This is a genomic window from Microbacterium sp. NPDC089321 (assembly GCF_040684935.1).
GTDB lineage: Bacteria > Actinomycetota > Actinomycetes > Actinomycetales > Microbacteriaceae > Microbacterium.
In genome coordinates, this window is sequence record NZ_JBFBGX010000001.1 from 56429 (window position 1) to 70632 (window position 14204).

12 protein-coding genes are annotated in these 14204 nt (G+C 69.0%); 5 read left to right on the plus strand and 7 right to left on the minus strand.

Translation table 11 applies throughout. The features are described 5' to 3' along the window. Positions 1-37 precede the first annotated feature (37 nt). Positions 38-883, plus strand: coding sequence for a DUF559 domain-containing protein (locus tag AB0N59_RS00250; protein WP_363477080.1), 846 nt, complete (start codon positions 38-40; stop codon positions 881-883). 113 nt (positions 884-996) lie between these two features. Here the strand turns inward: AB0N59_RS00250 and AB0N59_RS00255 are convergent, their stop codons facing one another. From AB0N59_RS00255 to guaB, 6 genes are all read right to left on the minus strand, one after another. Beyond that, the gene (locus AB0N59_RS00255) at positions 997-2685 is read right to left on the minus strand and encodes an ATP-binding cassette domain-containing protein (protein WP_363477083.1); all 1689 of its coding nucleotides are present in this window, start codon (positions 2683-2685) and stop codon (positions 997-999) included. A 194-nt stretch (positions 2686-2879) separates the two neighbouring features. Beyond that, on the minus strand, positions 2880-4331 hold the full coding sequence (locus AB0N59_RS00260) for an aminotransferase class V-fold PLP-dependent enzyme (RefSeq protein WP_363477086.1): 1452 nt from the start codon (positions 4329-4331) through the stop codon (positions 2880-2882). Then, positions 4328-5683 carry an MFS transporter gene (locus tag AB0N59_RS00265; RefSeq protein ID WP_363477089.1) on the minus strand — a complete coding sequence of 452 codons (1356 nt, stop codon included), beginning with the start codon at positions 5681-5683 and terminating at the stop codon, positions 4328-4330. The genes AB0N59_RS00260 and AB0N59_RS00265 overlap by 4 nt, the downstream gene beginning before the upstream one ends. 156 nt (positions 5684-5839) lie before the next feature. After that, positions 5840-6394, minus strand: coding sequence for an OsmC family protein (locus AB0N59_RS00270; RefSeq protein WP_363477092.1), 555 nt, complete (start codon positions 6392-6394; stop codon positions 5840-5842). A gap of 81 nt (positions 6395-6475) precedes the next feature. Next, the gene (locus AB0N59_RS00275) at positions 6476-6751 is read right to left on the minus strand and encodes a DUF2277 domain-containing protein (protein WP_363477095.1); all 276 of its coding nucleotides are present in this window, start codon (positions 6749-6751) and stop codon (positions 6476-6478) included. Positions 6752-6827: 76 nt separating this feature from the next. After that, a complete protein-coding gene (gene guaB, locus AB0N59_RS00280; RefSeq protein ID WP_363477098.1) occupies positions 6828-8330 on the minus strand; it encodes an IMP dehydrogenase in 1503 nt (500 codons plus the stop codon). 289 nt (positions 8331-8619) lie between these two features. Between guaB and AB0N59_RS00285 the strand changes: the two genes are divergently transcribed. The 4 genes from AB0N59_RS00285 to AB0N59_RS00300 are packed head-to-tail and all read left to right on the plus strand — an operon-like array spanning position 8620 to position 12743. Further along, the gene (locus AB0N59_RS00285; protein ID WP_363481138.1) at positions 8620-9954 is read left to right on the plus strand and encodes a branched-chain amino acid ABC transporter permease; all 1335 of its coding nucleotides are present in this window, start codon (positions 8620-8622) and stop codon (positions 9952-9954) included. A 2-nt stretch (positions 9955-9956) separates the two neighbouring features. After that, entirely contained in the window at positions 9957-10934 is a 978-nt protein-coding gene (locus AB0N59_RS00290) for a branched-chain amino acid ABC transporter permease (RefSeq protein WP_204975816.1), read from the plus strand. Positions 10935-10974: 40 nt separating this feature from the next. After that, positions 10975-11967: an ABC transporter ATP-binding protein gene (locus AB0N59_RS00295; RefSeq protein ID WP_363481141.1), complete on the plus strand. Its 993-nt coding sequence runs from the start codon at positions 10975-10977 to the stop codon at positions 11965-11967. Continuing rightward, positions 11967-12743, plus strand: coding sequence for an ABC transporter ATP-binding protein (locus AB0N59_RS00300; RefSeq protein WP_363481144.1), 777 nt, complete (start codon positions 11967-11969; stop codon positions 12741-12743). Before AB0N59_RS00295 ends, AB0N59_RS00300 begins: the two co-directional genes overlap by 1 nt. A 125-nt stretch (positions 12744-12868) precedes the next feature. Here the strand turns inward: AB0N59_RS00300 and AB0N59_RS00305 are convergent, their stop codons facing one another. Then, a complete protein-coding gene (locus tag AB0N59_RS00305) occupies positions 12869-14137 on the minus strand; it encodes an ABC transporter substrate-binding protein (protein ID WP_204975813.1) in 1269 nt (422 codons plus the stop codon). Positions 14138-14204 lie beyond the last annotated feature (67 nt).

Consider the following 14204-nt stretch of genomic DNA (forward strand, 5'->3'; position numbering starts at 1 on the left):
CCCTCTCAACCAGGGTGGCGACGGGCATCGTCGAAGGATGAGGGCTCCGATCATGACGTGGATGCAGCAGCACGGCGGAATCGCGCACAGCAGCCGGCTGCGCGCGGCCGGCTACACCCCGCACGAGATCCGCCGGGCCGTGCAAGCTGGGCAGCTCGAGCGGATCCGGCGTTCATGGCTGGTCTCCGCACAGTGCTCGCGTACACGACGTGCGGCGGCTCACGTGAGCGGTCGGGTGACCTGCGTCACCGCTGCCTCGGAACTGGATCTGTGGTCAGTTCCCGACACGAGGATCCACATCGCCGTGCCATCGACGTCATCCCGGGTCAACGCGCCGGATCGCGTCATGCACTGGGCATCGGGACCAGCCCCGGTCGCGCGATTCGCCGTGAACGAGCCGATCCTGAACGTGCTCTACCACGTAGCGCGCTGCCTGGAACCCGCAGACGCGACGGCGATCTGGGAGTCGGCGCTGCACAGGAGCCTGGTCACGCTCCCGCAGCTGCGTCGCACCGTGTGGCACAGCACCGCCGTGAACACGGTGATCGAGATGGTCGGCACGCTCTCGGACTCCGGGGTCGAGACGACCTTCCTGCGGATATGCCGGACGTGCGGCGTCGACGTGCGGCAGCAGGTTCTCATCGACGGGCATCGGGTCGACGCTCTCATCGGCGAGCGGCTCGTCGTACAGCTCGACGGGTTCGAGTTCCACAGCGCCGCAAAGGATCGTCGCCGTGATCTGCGGCAGGATGCTCGGCTCGCGCTGCTCGGATACACGGTGCTTCGCTTCGACTACCAGCAGGTGATGTACGACGCCGGGTATGTGCAGCAGACCATCGTCAACGCCGTCGCTCAGGGACTGCATCTTGCACGCCGGCGTTGACCCGGCACCTCGGCGATCTGAGAACAGGCCGAATACTCAGAACAGGTCGCATTCCGGGCATCCGTCCTGTCCTGGGCAGCCGTCCTGTACTCAGTGACAGACGAGCAGCCCGCTCAGCGGGCGCGCACCACCCGGCGCTCGTCCCAGACCGGCTGCTCCGACTCGTACACCTCGCCGTCCTGCCCGAAGACGAGGAAGCGGTCGAAGGAGCGCGCGAACCATCGATCGTGCGTCACGGCGACGACCGTGCCCTCGAAGCGGGCGATGGCCTGCTCGAGCGCCTCGGCCGACTCGAGATCGAGATTGTCGGTCGGCTCGTCGAGCAGCAGCAGCGTCGCGCCGCTCAGCTCGAGCAGCAGCACCTGGAACCGCGCCTGCTGGCCGCCGGACAGCTGGTCGAACGCCTGCTGCGCCTGACGCACCAGTCCGTATCGATCGAGCGCCGAGCTCGCGGCGTCGCGCGGCATCCCCGCCCGCCGGTCGTCACCCCGGTGCAGGATGTCGAGCAGGGTGCGACCCATGAACTCCGGATGAGCGTGGGTCTGGGCGAACAGCCCAGGCACCACCCGCGCACCGAGAGTCGCAGCCCCGGTGTGCGCGACCGGGTCGAGCGCCTGCGCGGCATCGGTCAGATGCCCTCGCGTCGGGTCGGGATCGCTGCCTCCGCCCGCGAGCAGTCGGAGGAAGTGGGACTTGCCCGATCCGTTCGAGCCGAGCACCGCTACCCGGTCGCCGAACCAGATCTCGGCGTCGAACGGCTTCATCAATCCGGTCAGTTCGAGGCCGGAGCACACGATGGCGCGCTTGCCCGTGCGCGCACCGCGCAGCCGCATGTCGAAGTCCTGCGCGGGCGGACGCTCTTCGGGCGGCCCGGCCTCTTCGAACCATTTCAGGCGGGTCTGCGCCGCCCTGTACCGCGACGCGAACCCGTCGTTCGCGGTCGCCTTCACCTTCAGCGTCGCGACCAGCTTCCTCAGCTTCTCGTGCTGCTCGTCCCAGCGCCGGCGCAGCTCGTCGAGCCGCTCCATGCGCTCATCCCGTGCCCTGTGATACGTGCGGAATCCGCCGCCGTGCACCCATGCCACGGCGCCCGCTCCCCCTACCTCGAGCGTCACGATGCGGTCGGCGGCGCGGGCGAGCAGCTCACGGTCGTGGGATACGAGCAGCACGGTCTTCGGCGTCTCGCGCAGGCGCTGCTCGAGCCAGCGCTTGCCTGGCACGTCGAGGTAGTTGTCGGGTTCGTCGAGCAGCAGCACGTCGTCGGGTCCGCGCAGCAGCGCCTCCAGCGCGAGCCGCTTCTGCTCACCGCCCGAGAGCGTTCCGAGGTCGCGGAATCGCGCCCGCTCGAACGGGATGCCCAGGGCCGACATCGTGCACTGATCCCACACGGTCTCGTGCTCGTATCCGCCCGCGTCCGCGTAGTCGGCGATCGCGGTCGCGTAACGCATCTGCGTGCGCTCGGTGTCGTCGTCGATGAGCGCGTTCTCGGCCGCGTCGAGCGCTTCGGCCGCGGCACGGATGCGAGCCGGCGCGACACGGATCAGCAGGTCGTGCACGGTCGTCCCCGCCTCGCCGTGACCGATGAACTGATCCATAACGCCGAGGGAGCCGTCGATCGTCACGACCCCGGCATCCGGTGAGAGCTCGCCGCGGATGATCCGCAGCATGGTCGACTTGCCTGCCCCGTTCGGGCCGATCAGAGCGCTGGTGGAACCGGCGCTGACACGGAACGTCACCTCGTCGAGCAGCGGACGTCCGTCAGGGAGGGTCAGCGCGACCGCGCTGACATCGATGTGGCCCACCGTGGGCTCCTTCCGCCCGCCCTGTCGAGCAGCGAGCCGACCAGGCTATCAGTCGGCGGCGCCACGGCGCATCACTCACCGAGAACAGGCCGGTTCGCGAGAACAGGTCGGACTGCCGGCATCCGTCCTGCGCTGCACAACCCGCCTGTTCCGGCGGCAGGCACTCGGCCGCCGACGGCACGGCGAACGCCGGATCAGGGCTCCGACATGCGGGCGAGCAGCTCGGTCAGCAGTGCCTCGGCGACCGGTCTCGGCAGCTGCTCGATCAGCGCCATGAGCATTGCCATCGGCTGCTCTGCCGAGACCGAACCGGCCCCGGCGAGCCGAAGCAGACGCCAGGCGGCAGCGGGGCCGGGTATGCGGCCGCCCTCGCCGTAGCCGAGAACACGCAGCGCCGCGAGCAGCGCCCGCGGGTCAGCCGGTGCACGGCCTCGCACGTCGCCGGACGCTGCGGCGAGCGCGTCGACGAACTCCGTCACCCGCTTCTCGAGCACGGGGGTCAGGGTCAGGTGCGCGCTGTGGGCGATGCGAACGCCGTCGCTCTGCCTCAGACCTGGTTGGTGCTGGATCTTCCAGCCGTACCTGACCAGCGCGTCGGCGAGATGGTGCGGGTCGACACGCTGCGAGGCCGGCACACCGTGATCGGCTCCGAGGGCGATCGCCGGTCCGGTCGGGTCGCCGATCACCCGCAGACCCGGGATGCGCTCGACAGCCGCCCGCACCTCGCGCGCGACGTGGTGGATCGACCCGGTCAGCGCGCGGTATCCGTCCGAACCGAGATGCTGCGTGATCGCCCATGCGGCCGCCAGAGGCGACGCCGATCGCGACCCGAGCAGGGTGGGGTTCACGACCGGGTACCCCGCCCACGCGCTCGTGGCGAAGAACTGCGCCCGGTGCCGTCGTCGGCCGCGCTGCAGCAGCACCGACACCCCCTTGGGCGCGTAGCCGAACTTGTGCAGGTCGGCCGAGATGCTCGTCACGCCTGACACGCGGAAGTCCCAGGCCGCGAGCCCGGGCCACCAGGGCAGCACGAATCCGCCGAAGCAGGAGTCGACGTGGCACGAGATGCCTCGGGCGGATGCCGCCGCCGCGATCTCGGCGATCGGGTCGAGCGCTCCGGTGGGATAGTTCGGCGCGGACACCACGACGAGCGCGACGTCGTCGCCCATCCGCGAGATCACATCGGCTGCCGCCACCACGCCATCGGCCGAGCAGGGCACGGGATCGAAGTCGAGGTCGAGCAGCTGGGCGGCCTTGATGAACGCGGCGTGCGCGGTGGCCGGCGCGACCAGGCGCGGACGCGCGATCGCCCCCGGCGACGAGTGCGACCGGCGCCACAGATCCCGCGCGGTCTTCACCGCGAGCAGGCAGCTCTCGGTTCCGCCGCTGGTGACCGTGCCGACGACCGATGCGCCGCCGTGCAGCATCCGGCGGGCGAAGCCGATCACGTCCCGCTCCATCGCCGCGATCGACGGGAACACCGTGGGGTCGAGCCCGTTCAGCGGCCGCGCGAGGCGAGCGGCGGCATCCGCCAGCTCATCGAGCTCGTCGAGGCCGGAATCGTAGACGTACGACAGCACCCGCCCGCCGTGCGTCGGGGCATCGCCTGCGCGCATGCGGCGCAGACGCTCGAGCACGTCGCTCATGCCGACGTGCCCACGATGTCGTGCTCACGCAGCCGGTAGCGCGCGAGCACGATCAGGCTGAGCAGCATGAGAACGGCCGGCAGCAGGCTGAACGCCACCGCGATGCCCGCGACTGCGGCATCGGGCTGCACGGCCTCGACCTCCGCGGTCGTCTCGATGTACCCCGTCACCGCGAGCACGATCGAGAGCACCGTGGCGCCGAGGGCCATGCCGGTCGTCTCGCCGGCCGTCCACACTCCGCTGAACACACCTGACCTGTTGGCGCTTCCGACGGATGAGCGGTCGTGCGCGATGACGTCGGGCAGCATCGCCATGGGGAGGGTCTGCATGCCCGCGTACGCCGCGCCGGCGAGTGCCACGGGCGCGAGGATCCACCACCCCGGCATCCACACCATCAGTCCGAGAACGACCGTCGCGACGAGGAAGACCGCACTGGCGATCCGGAATCCCCGCTCTTTGCCGACACGGTCGGCGACGAGCTTCCACACCGGTGCCATCAGCAGCGCCGGCGCGATCAGGGCCACGAACAGCGGGGTCACCGCCCCCTCATCGCCCAGCACCCAGCGCGCCACGAACTGCGCGGCGGCGAGCATGAGCCCCGTAGCGAGCCCCTGCAGCATGAATGCGCCGAGCAGCACTCGAAAGGGCTGGCTCTCGCGCAGCGCGACGACGCCCTCGCGGTAGTGGGCCGCGATCGACGCACCGGGGCGAACGGGAAGCGGGGGCCGGCTCGGCGCGACGGTCGATGCGACGAAGAGTCCGACGCCGAGCAGCACGGCGGCGACGGCCGCCATCACCAGGTACCCGAGCAGCGGGTCGTCGGGGAACATGCCTCGGATCTCGGGCCCGCCGGCGCCGAAGACCAGGATCGCCACGGTGAGCATGACGACGCGCCAGGTGAGCAGGCGCGTCCGCTCCCGGTAGTCGTCGGTCAGTTCGGCCGGCAGCGCGATGTACGGCACCTGGAACAGGCTGAAGCATGTCGCTGCGAGCATGAATGCGATCAGCACCCAGACGGCCGATGCGGTCGGGCCGATCCCTCCCGGCACGGCGAAGGTGAGCACGAACGCGATCGGCAGCCCGATGGAGCCCAGGAGCATGAGACCCCGCCGGGAACCGGAGCGCGCGAGGGCGGTGTCGCTGAGGCCACCGATCACGGGGTCGATCAGCACGTCCCACACCTTGGCGCCGGTGACGATGGCGCCTGCGGCGAGCGCGGTCACCCCCAGCGAATCGGTGAGGTAGTAGACGAGGACCAGTCCGGGAAGCGTGGCGAATCCGCCCGTGCCGAGCGATCCGATCGCGTAGCGGGTGATCTGTCCCCTGGAGAGCGGATTCGACGCTGAGCCCATGGGGCTCACTCTAGTGGCGGCCCGGAACGCCCCGCGGGCCGCACCGGCACGGCATCCACCGCAGGAGAACACGCGAGGTCAGGACCGGAGAGCGGTTGCCGCTCCTGCGCCGGGTGAATCTCCTGCGTCGGGTGAGAGGGCCGCGCCCGGATGCCGTCAGACGAGCGCCCCCGACACCGGAACGGGGTTCGCGAACAGGTCGAGCACGGGGCAGTGCTCGTCGACGACGGCGCGCAGCCGGTCGTAGTCGTCCGCGCTGTTCGGGCCGGTGATCTCGACCCGCACCCTCACGTCATGGAAGCCCGCGCGGCCCGACTCGTCGATGCCGAAGAGCTTGCGCACGTCGAGATCGCCCTCCGCGGTGATCTCGATGTCGTCGATCGTCAGCCCGAGCGCCTGCGCGTAGAGGCGGAACACCACCACCTGACATGACACGAGCGCGCCGAGTGCGTACTCGACCGGGCTCGGCGCCGCGTCGTCGCCGGCGAGACCAGCCGGCTCGTCGACCAGGAAGCGATGCCTGCCCGAGGTGATCTCGGTGCCGACCGCACCGACCCCGCGACCCGTCACCCTGTAGGTGAGCGCGGCGTTCGCGGCGTCCCGGGCGATGCGCTCGTTCCACGCGGAACCCGCGTCGGTCAGGCGCGCGGCGCGCTCGTCGGCGGTGATGTCGGGGAGGGCTGCGGTGGTCTGGTCGCTGAGAAGAGTCATGCCGCGACCGTAATCGCGCATCCGGATACCCGGCCACCCGCCTCGTCATCGCCCGCAACACGCGGTCACGGGGTGTAACGCTCAGGCCGCGTAGCGGCCGGAGGCGACGGCCTTGGCCCGTGCCTTCGCCGCCTCCTCCTCGCGGTTCTTCGGCGGGCGGGTGGCCACGAGGTCGTCGAGCAGGTGCTGGGTGACGTGCGCGATCTCGGCGACGGCGCGGTCGAACACCTCCTGATTGGCTTTCGACGGCCTCGTCGTGCCGGCGATCTTGCGCACGTACTGCAGGGCGGCGGCATGCACCTCGTCCGAGGTCGCGGCCGGCTCGAAGTTGTGGAGGGTGTGGATGCTGCGGCACATGCCGTTCACGGTACGCCCGCTCCCGAGCGTGCGGAAGGGGCGGATGCCGCAGCATCCGCCCCTTCCGCACGCCGACTCACTTCTTGTAGTTGGGCGCCTCGACCACGATCTGCACGTCGTGCGGGTGCGACTCCTTGAGGCCGGCGGCGGTGATGCGCACGAAGCGGCCGCGGCTCTTGAGCTCTTCGATGGTGCGCGCGCCGACGTAGAACATCGACTGGCGAAGCCCGCCGATCAGCTGGTACGCGACGGCCGAGACCGGCCCGCGATACGGCACCTGACCCTCGATGCCCTCGGGGATCAGCTTGTCGTCGCTGGGCACATCGGCCTGGAAGTAGCGGTCCTTCGAGTACGAGGTCTGCTTGCCTCGGGTCTGCATGGCGCCGAGCGAGCCCATGCCGCGGTACTGCTTGAACTGCTTGCCGGACTGGAAGACGATCTCGCCCGGCGACTCGTCGGTGCCTGCGAGCAGCGATCCGAGCATGACGGCGTCGGCACCGGCGACCAGAGCCTTCGCGATGTCGCCCGAGTACTGCAGACCGCCGTCGGCGATCACCGGCACACCGGCGGGACCGGCGGCGAGCGACGCCTCATAGACCGCGGTGACCTGCGGCACTCCGACACCCGCGACGACGCGCGTGGTGCAGATCGAGCCAGGACCGACGCCGACCTTGACGGCGTCGACGCCGGCGTCGACCAGCGCCTGGGCGCCCTCGCGGGTCGCGACGTTGCCGCCGATGATGTCGATGTGCGCGAACGACTCGTCGGCCTTGAGTCGCTTGACGAGCTCGATGACGCCCTGCGACTGGCCATTGGCCGTGTCGACGACGAGGATGTCGACGCCCGCGTCGCGCAGCGCCTCTGCGCGCTCCCAAGCGTCGCCGAAGAAGCCGATCGCCGCGCCGACGCGCAGACGGCCCTGGTCGTCCTTGGTGGCGAGGGGGTACTTCTCGCTCTTGTCGAAGTCCTTGATCGTGATGAGGCCGGCGAGCTTGCCGTCTTCGTCGATGAGCGGCAGCTTCTCGACGCGGTGCTTCGCGAACAGCGAGATGACCTCTCCCGCGGCGACGCCGACCTTGGCGGTGACGAGGTTCTCGCGGGTCATGACGTCTTTCACCAGGGTCGTCTGGCGCTCGAAGCCGGAGACGAAGCGCATGTCGCGGTTGGTGACGATGCCCACGAGCGTGCCCTGGTCGTCGACCACGGGCAGACCCGAGATACGGTACTTGGCGCACAGGTTGTCGACCTCTTCGACGGTCGCGTCGGCGGTCGTGGTGATCGGGTCGGTGATCATGCCCGACTCGCTGCGCTTGACGCGGTCGACCTGCGCGGCCTGGTCGGCGATCGACAGGTTGCGGTGCAGGATGCCGATGCCGCCCTCGCGAGCCATGGCGATGGCCATGCGGGCCTCGGTCACGGTGTCCATCGCGCTGGAGAGCAGAGGGGTCGCGACCGAGATGCGGCGCGTGATCCGCGAGGAGGTGTCGGCCTCGCTCGGGATGACGTCGGTGTGCCCGGGAAGCAGGAGCACGTCATCGTAGGTGAGTCCGACGAAACCGAACGGGTCGTGCTGCTGCATGGAAGCTTGCTCCTCTGCGCCGGAGGCGCGATCGAATGGCGAGTGCGCGGGGACGTCTGCGGCCTGACGGGGCAAGGCCCGCGGGTGTATAGATTCTAAGCGCCACGCGCGGCCTGTTATTCCGAGAACGCCGAGAACCGCCCGGTGTGACACTCCCGATATTCCGATCCGGCCACGATGGGTGCGCTCCCACGCCGCGACGGGATACGCTCAGTCCGACGTCCAAGCCGAGCGACGACCCGAAGTCGCTGGATGCACTCGATGTGGAGGATGCGTGGGACTCAGAACTATGGCGCTTCAGCGCCCCCGGAACGGCGTGGTCGCGGTGCTCGCGACGCTGCTCGCCGCCTTCCTCGTCTTCGGCGTGCCGGCCGGTGCCGCGCACGCTGAGACGACACCGGACGGGCAGGAGGTCACCGACTTCTACTTCGCCGGCAACATCACCTACGACGACGAGCCCATCGAGGGCGTCGAGCTGTCGGTGAAGGGCGGCGGGTTCGAGGGCGAGACCAAGACCGACGCCGAGGGCAAATGGCGCCTGTACGTGCCTGAGAAGGACAAGTACACGATCGCGGTCGACGAGGACACGCTCCCCGACGGCGTCATCGTCGATGCGGAGAACCTGCCGGACGGCGTCGAGCCGGTCTCGGGCACGAGCGGCGAGTTCGAGGCGGAGTTCGGCCTGACCGGCACGAAGATCGTGAACCTCTTCCTCGGCGAGGGAGAGCGCATCACGGTCTCGCTGCTCGACCAGCTCGCCTCGCGCCTCGTGGGCGGTCTGAACTTCGGTCTGCTGCTCGCCCTCGCGTCGATGGGCGCCGCGCTCATCTACGGCACCACGCGTCTGTCGAACTTCGCGCATGCGGAGATGGTGACGTGGGGCGGCCTCGTGGCCCTGGTCACGACGACGGTCTGGCAGGCGCCCCTCTGGGTGGGCATCACCGCCGCCGTCATCGCCGGCGGTCTCTTCGGCTGGGCGATGGATGCCGCGCTCTGGCGCCCCCTGCGCCGCCGCGGCCTCGGCGTGGTGCAGCTGATGATCGTCAGCATCGGGCTCTCGCTCGCACTGCGCTACCTGTTCCAGTACCTGATCGGCGGCGGCACGCGCCAGCTGCCCGGCGCGAGCCCCGCACCCATCCAGTTCGGTCCGGTCTCGCTGTCGTACATCGACCTGGTCGCCATGGGCGTCAGCATCGTCGTCATCCTGGCCGTGGCGTGGTTCCTGACCCGCACCCGCATCGGAAAGGCCACAAGGGCGATCTCCGACAACCCGCAGCTCGCCGCCGCTTCGGGCATCGACGTCGACCGGGTCATCCGCTACGTGTGGATCCTGTCGGGTGTGCTGGCGGCCATCTCGGGCATCCTGTGGGCGTACTTCCGCCCCGGCGTGAAGTGGGACATGGGCATGCAGATGCTGCTGCTGATCTTCGCCGCGATCACCCTCGGCGGCCTCGGCACCGCGTTCGGCGCCCTGGTCGGCTCGCTGATCGTCGGCATCGCGGTCGAGATCTCGACGCTGTGGATCCCCTCCGACCTCAAGTACGCGAGCGCCCTGGTCGTGCTCATCGTGATCCTGCTGGTGAGGCCGCAGGGCCTGCTCGGACGCAAGGAAAGGCTGGGCTGACCATGGACTTCGGAAGCATCTTCTCGAACACGGCCGTCTACCTGTTCAGCCCGGTCACCATCGCGTACGCCCTGGCCGCGACGGGTCTCGCCGTGCACTTCGGCTACGCCGGCCTGCTCAACTTCGGCATGGCCGCGTTCATGGCCATCGGAGGCTACGGCTACGCGATCTCGGTGCTCAGCTTCGGGCTCCCGTGGTGGGTGGGCATGCTCATCGGCCTGCTGGGCGGAGCCCTGTTCGCCGTGCTGCTCGGCATCCCGACCCTGCGACTGCGGGCCGACTACCTCGCCATCGCGACGATCGCGGCGGGCGAGATCGTGCGTCTGCTCTTCACGACGCAGCTGTTCGACGAGTGGACCAACTCGGCCGACGGTCTCGCGCAGTACAACGGCGGATTCCGTGACGCCAACCCGTTCCCCGACGGCACCTACGGCTTCGGCCCGTGGACCTACACGGCGAACGACCTGTGGAACCGCGTCTTCGGCGTGATCCTCCTGGCTGTCGCCGTGCTGCTCGTCTGGGCGCTCATGCGCAGCCCATGGGGGCGCGTGCTCAAGGGCATCCGCGAAGACGAGGACGCCGTGCGCTCGCTCGGCAAGAACGTCTTCGCCTACAAGATGCAGGCGCTCGTCGTCGGCGGCGTGATCGGCGCCGCGGGCGGCATCGTCTTCGTGCTCCCCTCGGCCGTCGTGCCTGGCAGCTACACGACCTCGCTGACCTTCTTCCTGTGGACGATCCTGCTGCTCGGCGGCGCAGCGACCGTCTTCGGGCCCACGCTCGGCGCGATCCTGTTCTGGGTCGTGTTCGCGTTCCTCGCCAACCTGCTGCCGAGCATGGCTCGCAACGGCATCCTGCCCATGTCCGACAGCCAGGCCTCGACCCTGGTGTTCATCTTCGTGGGCGTGGCGCTGATGCTGCTCGTGATCTTCCGCCCGCAGGGCATCCTCGGAGACAAGAGGGAGATGACCTTTGTCAAGTGAGAACACCCCCGAGCAGGTTCCCGGCGCGGAACCCGCACCGGTGACCGGCAGCATCAGGCGCCCGAAGACGACGGGTCTCGCGAAGGGACCCGCCGCCCCCGGTGTCGCGAAGGTCGACCCGATCCTCGTGGTCGATGCGGTCGAGCGGCACTTCGGCGGCCTGACCGCGGTCAACGTCGAGCACGTCGAGGTGCCGAGAGGCGCGATCACCGCGCTGATCGGGCCGAACGGCGCCGGCAAGACCACCCTGTTCAACCTGCTGTGCGGCTTCGACAAGCCGAACAGCGGCACGTGGAGCTTCGACGGGAAGAACCTGTCGGGCATCCCGTCGTTCAAGGTCGCCCGCATGGGCCAGGTGCGCACCTTCCAGCTCACCAAGTCGCTGTCGCTGCTGACGGTGCTCGAGAACATGAAGCTCGGTGCCACGAAGCAGAAGGGCGAGGGCTTCTGGGCCAGCCTGTTCCCCGCCCTCTGGCGGCGACAGGAGGCGGAGATCGAAGAGCGCGCCCGCGAGCTGCTGCGCAGGTTCAAGCTCGACGCGAAGGAGAAGGACTTCGCCGCGTCGCTGTCGGGCGGTCAGCGCAAGCTCCTCGAGATGGCACGAGCGCTGATGAGCAATCCGCAGCTGGTCATGCTCGACGAGCCGATGGCAGGCGTCAACCCCGCCCTCACGCAGTCGCTGCTCGACCACATCCTCGATCTGAAGGAGCAGGGCATGACCGTGCTCTTCGTCGAGCACGACATGCACATGGTGCGCCACATCGCCGACTGGGTGATCGTCATGGCCGAGGGCCGAGTGGTCGCCGAGGGCCCGCCCGACACCGTCATGGAGGACCCCGCTGTCGTCGACGCCTATCTGGGCGCACACCAGGACGTCGATCTCGGAGTCGTGACCGGCCGCATCCCCGTGATGCCCGGCGATGCAGCCGGGGCGGTCGCCGCCACCCGCATCCGCGAGAAGATCGAGGCCGAGGCCGAGGCAGAGCTCGAGGCCGACGAAGACGTGGCCGAAGCCGAAGAGGAGAAGAAGTGATGGATGCCGAGAACTCCTCCCCCGCGCGCGGCGTCGCGGATGACGCCCGCGACGTCGTCGTCGAGCTGACCAACGTGCACGCCGGCTACCTGCCCGGCGTGAACATCCTCAACGGCGCGAACCTCGTCGCCCGCAAGGGCGAGCTGATCGGCATCATCGGGCCGAACGGCGCCGGCAAGTCGACGCTGCTGAAGTCGATCTTCGGCATGGTGAACGTGCGCGAGGGCGACATCACCGTCAACGGCGAGAGCATCGTCGGGCTCAAGGCCGACAAGCTCGTCAAGCGCGGTGTGGCCTTCGTTCCGCAGACGAACAACGTCTTCCCGTCGCTGACCATCGCCGAGAACCTGCAGATGGGGCTCTATCAGAACCCCAAGATCTACGCCGAGAGGCTGGAGTTCGTCAGCAGCATCTTCGCCGAGCTCGGCAAGCGCCTGAACCAGCGCGCGGGTTCGCTCTCGGGCGGTGAGCGCCAGATGGTCGCGATGTCGCGCGCCCTGATGATGGACCCGTCGGTGCTGCTGCTCGACGAGCCGTCTGCCGGGCTCTCCCCGGTGCGGCAGGACGACGCGTTCATCCGCGTCTCCGACATCAACCAGGCCGGCGTGACGACGATCATGGTCGAGCAGAACGCCCGGCGCTGCCTGCAGATCTGCGACCGCGGCTACGTGCTCGACCAGGGCCGCGACGCCTACGAGGGCACCGGCCGCGACCTGCTGAACGACCCGAAGGTCATCGGCCTGTACCTGGGCACTCTGGGCCAGGACGCCGCCTGACGCACTGATTCAGAACGGGGTGGATGCCGATCGGCATCCACCCCGTTCTCCGTTCGACCCATGCGCGGCCACGGGCAGCCAGAAGGCCCCGGATGCCGGCATCCGGGGCCTTCTGTGACCGAACGTCAGTTGGTGCGCTCGATGGTGTTGTCTGCCTTGTACTTGTAGATGCCGATCGTGGCGCCCTGCGGGTCGCCGTTCTCGTCGAAGGTCACCTCGCCGGAGTAGCCGTCGTAGTCGGCGGTGCCTCCGTCGTTGATGATCTTGGCGCACTCCTTGAACGAGGTGCACTTCTCACCGTCGCCCGAGCCGCCCGAGACCTCCTGCATCTTCGAGGCGATGTCGGCGCCCTCGGTCGAGCCGGCGGCGAGCGACGCGAGTGCGACGAGGATCGCGGCGTCGTAGGCCTCGCCGGCGTAGGTGAAGTCCTTCACCTCGGCGTTGCCCTCGCCCGTCCAGTACGCCTGCAGGCGCTCGACGAAGTCGTCTTCGAGAACCGGGCCGGCCTTGGTGCCCTGCGCGCCCTCGAGCGGAACCTGCATCTCGTCACCGTAGTCCGACAGGTTTCCGTCGACCATGTAGAACTTGTCGGCCGAGATGCCGGCGTTCACCAGCAGCGGGCCGATGGTCTTGAACTGGTCGAACGAGACGATCGCGACGGCGTCGGGGTTCTCAGCCTTGATGGTCTCGACCTGGGCGTCGAACTGCGCGTCGCCGACGTTGAACGACGCCTCGGCGACGACCTCGCCGCCGGCCGCCTCGAACGTCTCCTTGATGGCGGCGTCGAGACCCGTGCCGTACGCGTCGTTCTGGTAGATGATGCCGAGCGTCTTGCGGTTGTCCTCGGCGATCAGGTTGCCGAGGACCTCGCCCTGCAGCAGGTCGCTGGGAGCGGTCCGGAAGTACAGGCCCTTGTCGTCCCAGTCGGTGAAGTCGGGGCCGGTGTTCGAGGCCGAGATCTGCAGCACACCGGCGTTGACGTTTCCGTCGAGGATGAGTCGCGAGACACCGGATGCCGCGGCACCGATCATCGCGGTGACGCCCGCGCCCTGCAGCTTGGTGATCGAGGTCTCGTACGCCTTGGTGTCGGTGTCGCCCTCGTCTTCTGCGGTGAGCTCGATCTGGATGCCGGCGTCTGCCTCGTTGATCTCCTTGACGGCGAGGCCGACACCCGACTCCATGGGCGGGCCGAGGAAGGCGAGTGCGCCGGTCTGCGGCAGCAGCGAGCCCAGCTTGAGCGTGAGGTCGGCGGCGGGCTTCTTGCCGCCATCGCCGTCACCGGAGGGCTTCTCGGCGGGCGTGCTGCTGCAGCCCGCGATGATGAGTGCGGAGGCGCTGACCATCGCAGCCGCCGCGAAGATCCTCGCGGGACGCGAGCCCTTCATTGCGTTCATGTTGCTCCCTTGCGTAACTGAACGTGGATTTCCACTTCGGGTGCTCTCACCCTATTGGGTGATATGC

Bases quoted from the DNA above. Each gene is read 5' to 3' on its own strand.
- AB0N59_RS00250 (WP_363477080.1), top strand. From the start codon at position 38: ATGAGGGCTCCGATCATGACGTGGATGCAGCAGCACGGCGGAATCGCG.
- AB0N59_RS00260 (WP_363477086.1), bottom strand. From the start codon at position 4,331: ATGAGCGACGTGCTCGAGCGTCTGCGCCGCATGCGCGCAGGCGATGCC.
- AB0N59_RS00265 (WP_363477089.1), bottom strand. From the start codon at position 5,683: ATGGGCTCAGCGTCGAATCCGCTCTCCAGGGGACAGATCACCCGCTAC.
- AB0N59_RS00270 (WP_363477092.1), bottom strand. From the start codon at position 6,394: ATGACTCTTCTCAGCGACCAGACCACCGCAGCCCTCCCCGACATCACC.
- AB0N59_RS00275 (WP_363477095.1), bottom strand. From the start codon at position 6,751: ATGTGCCGCAGCATCCACACCCTCCACAACTTCGAGCCGGCCGCGACC.
- guaB (WP_363477098.1), bottom strand. From the start codon at position 8,330: ATGCAGCAGCACGACCCGTTCGGTTTCGTCGGACTCACCTACGATGAC.
- AB0N59_RS00285 (WP_363481138.1), top strand. From the start codon at position 8,620: ATGGCGCTTCAGCGCCCCCGGAACGGCGTGGTCGCGGTGCTCGCGACG.
- AB0N59_RS00290 (WP_204975816.1), top strand. From the start codon at position 9,957: ATGGACTTCGGAAGCATCTTCTCGAACACGGCCGTCTACCTGTTCAGC.
- AB0N59_RS00300 (WP_363481144.1), top strand. From the start codon at position 11,967: ATGGATGCCGAGAACTCCTCCCCCGCGCGCGGCGTCGCGGATGACGCC.
- AB0N59_RS00305 (WP_204975813.1), bottom strand. From the start codon at position 14,137: ATGAACGCAATGAAGGGCTCGCGTCCCGCGAGGATCTTCGCGGCGGCT.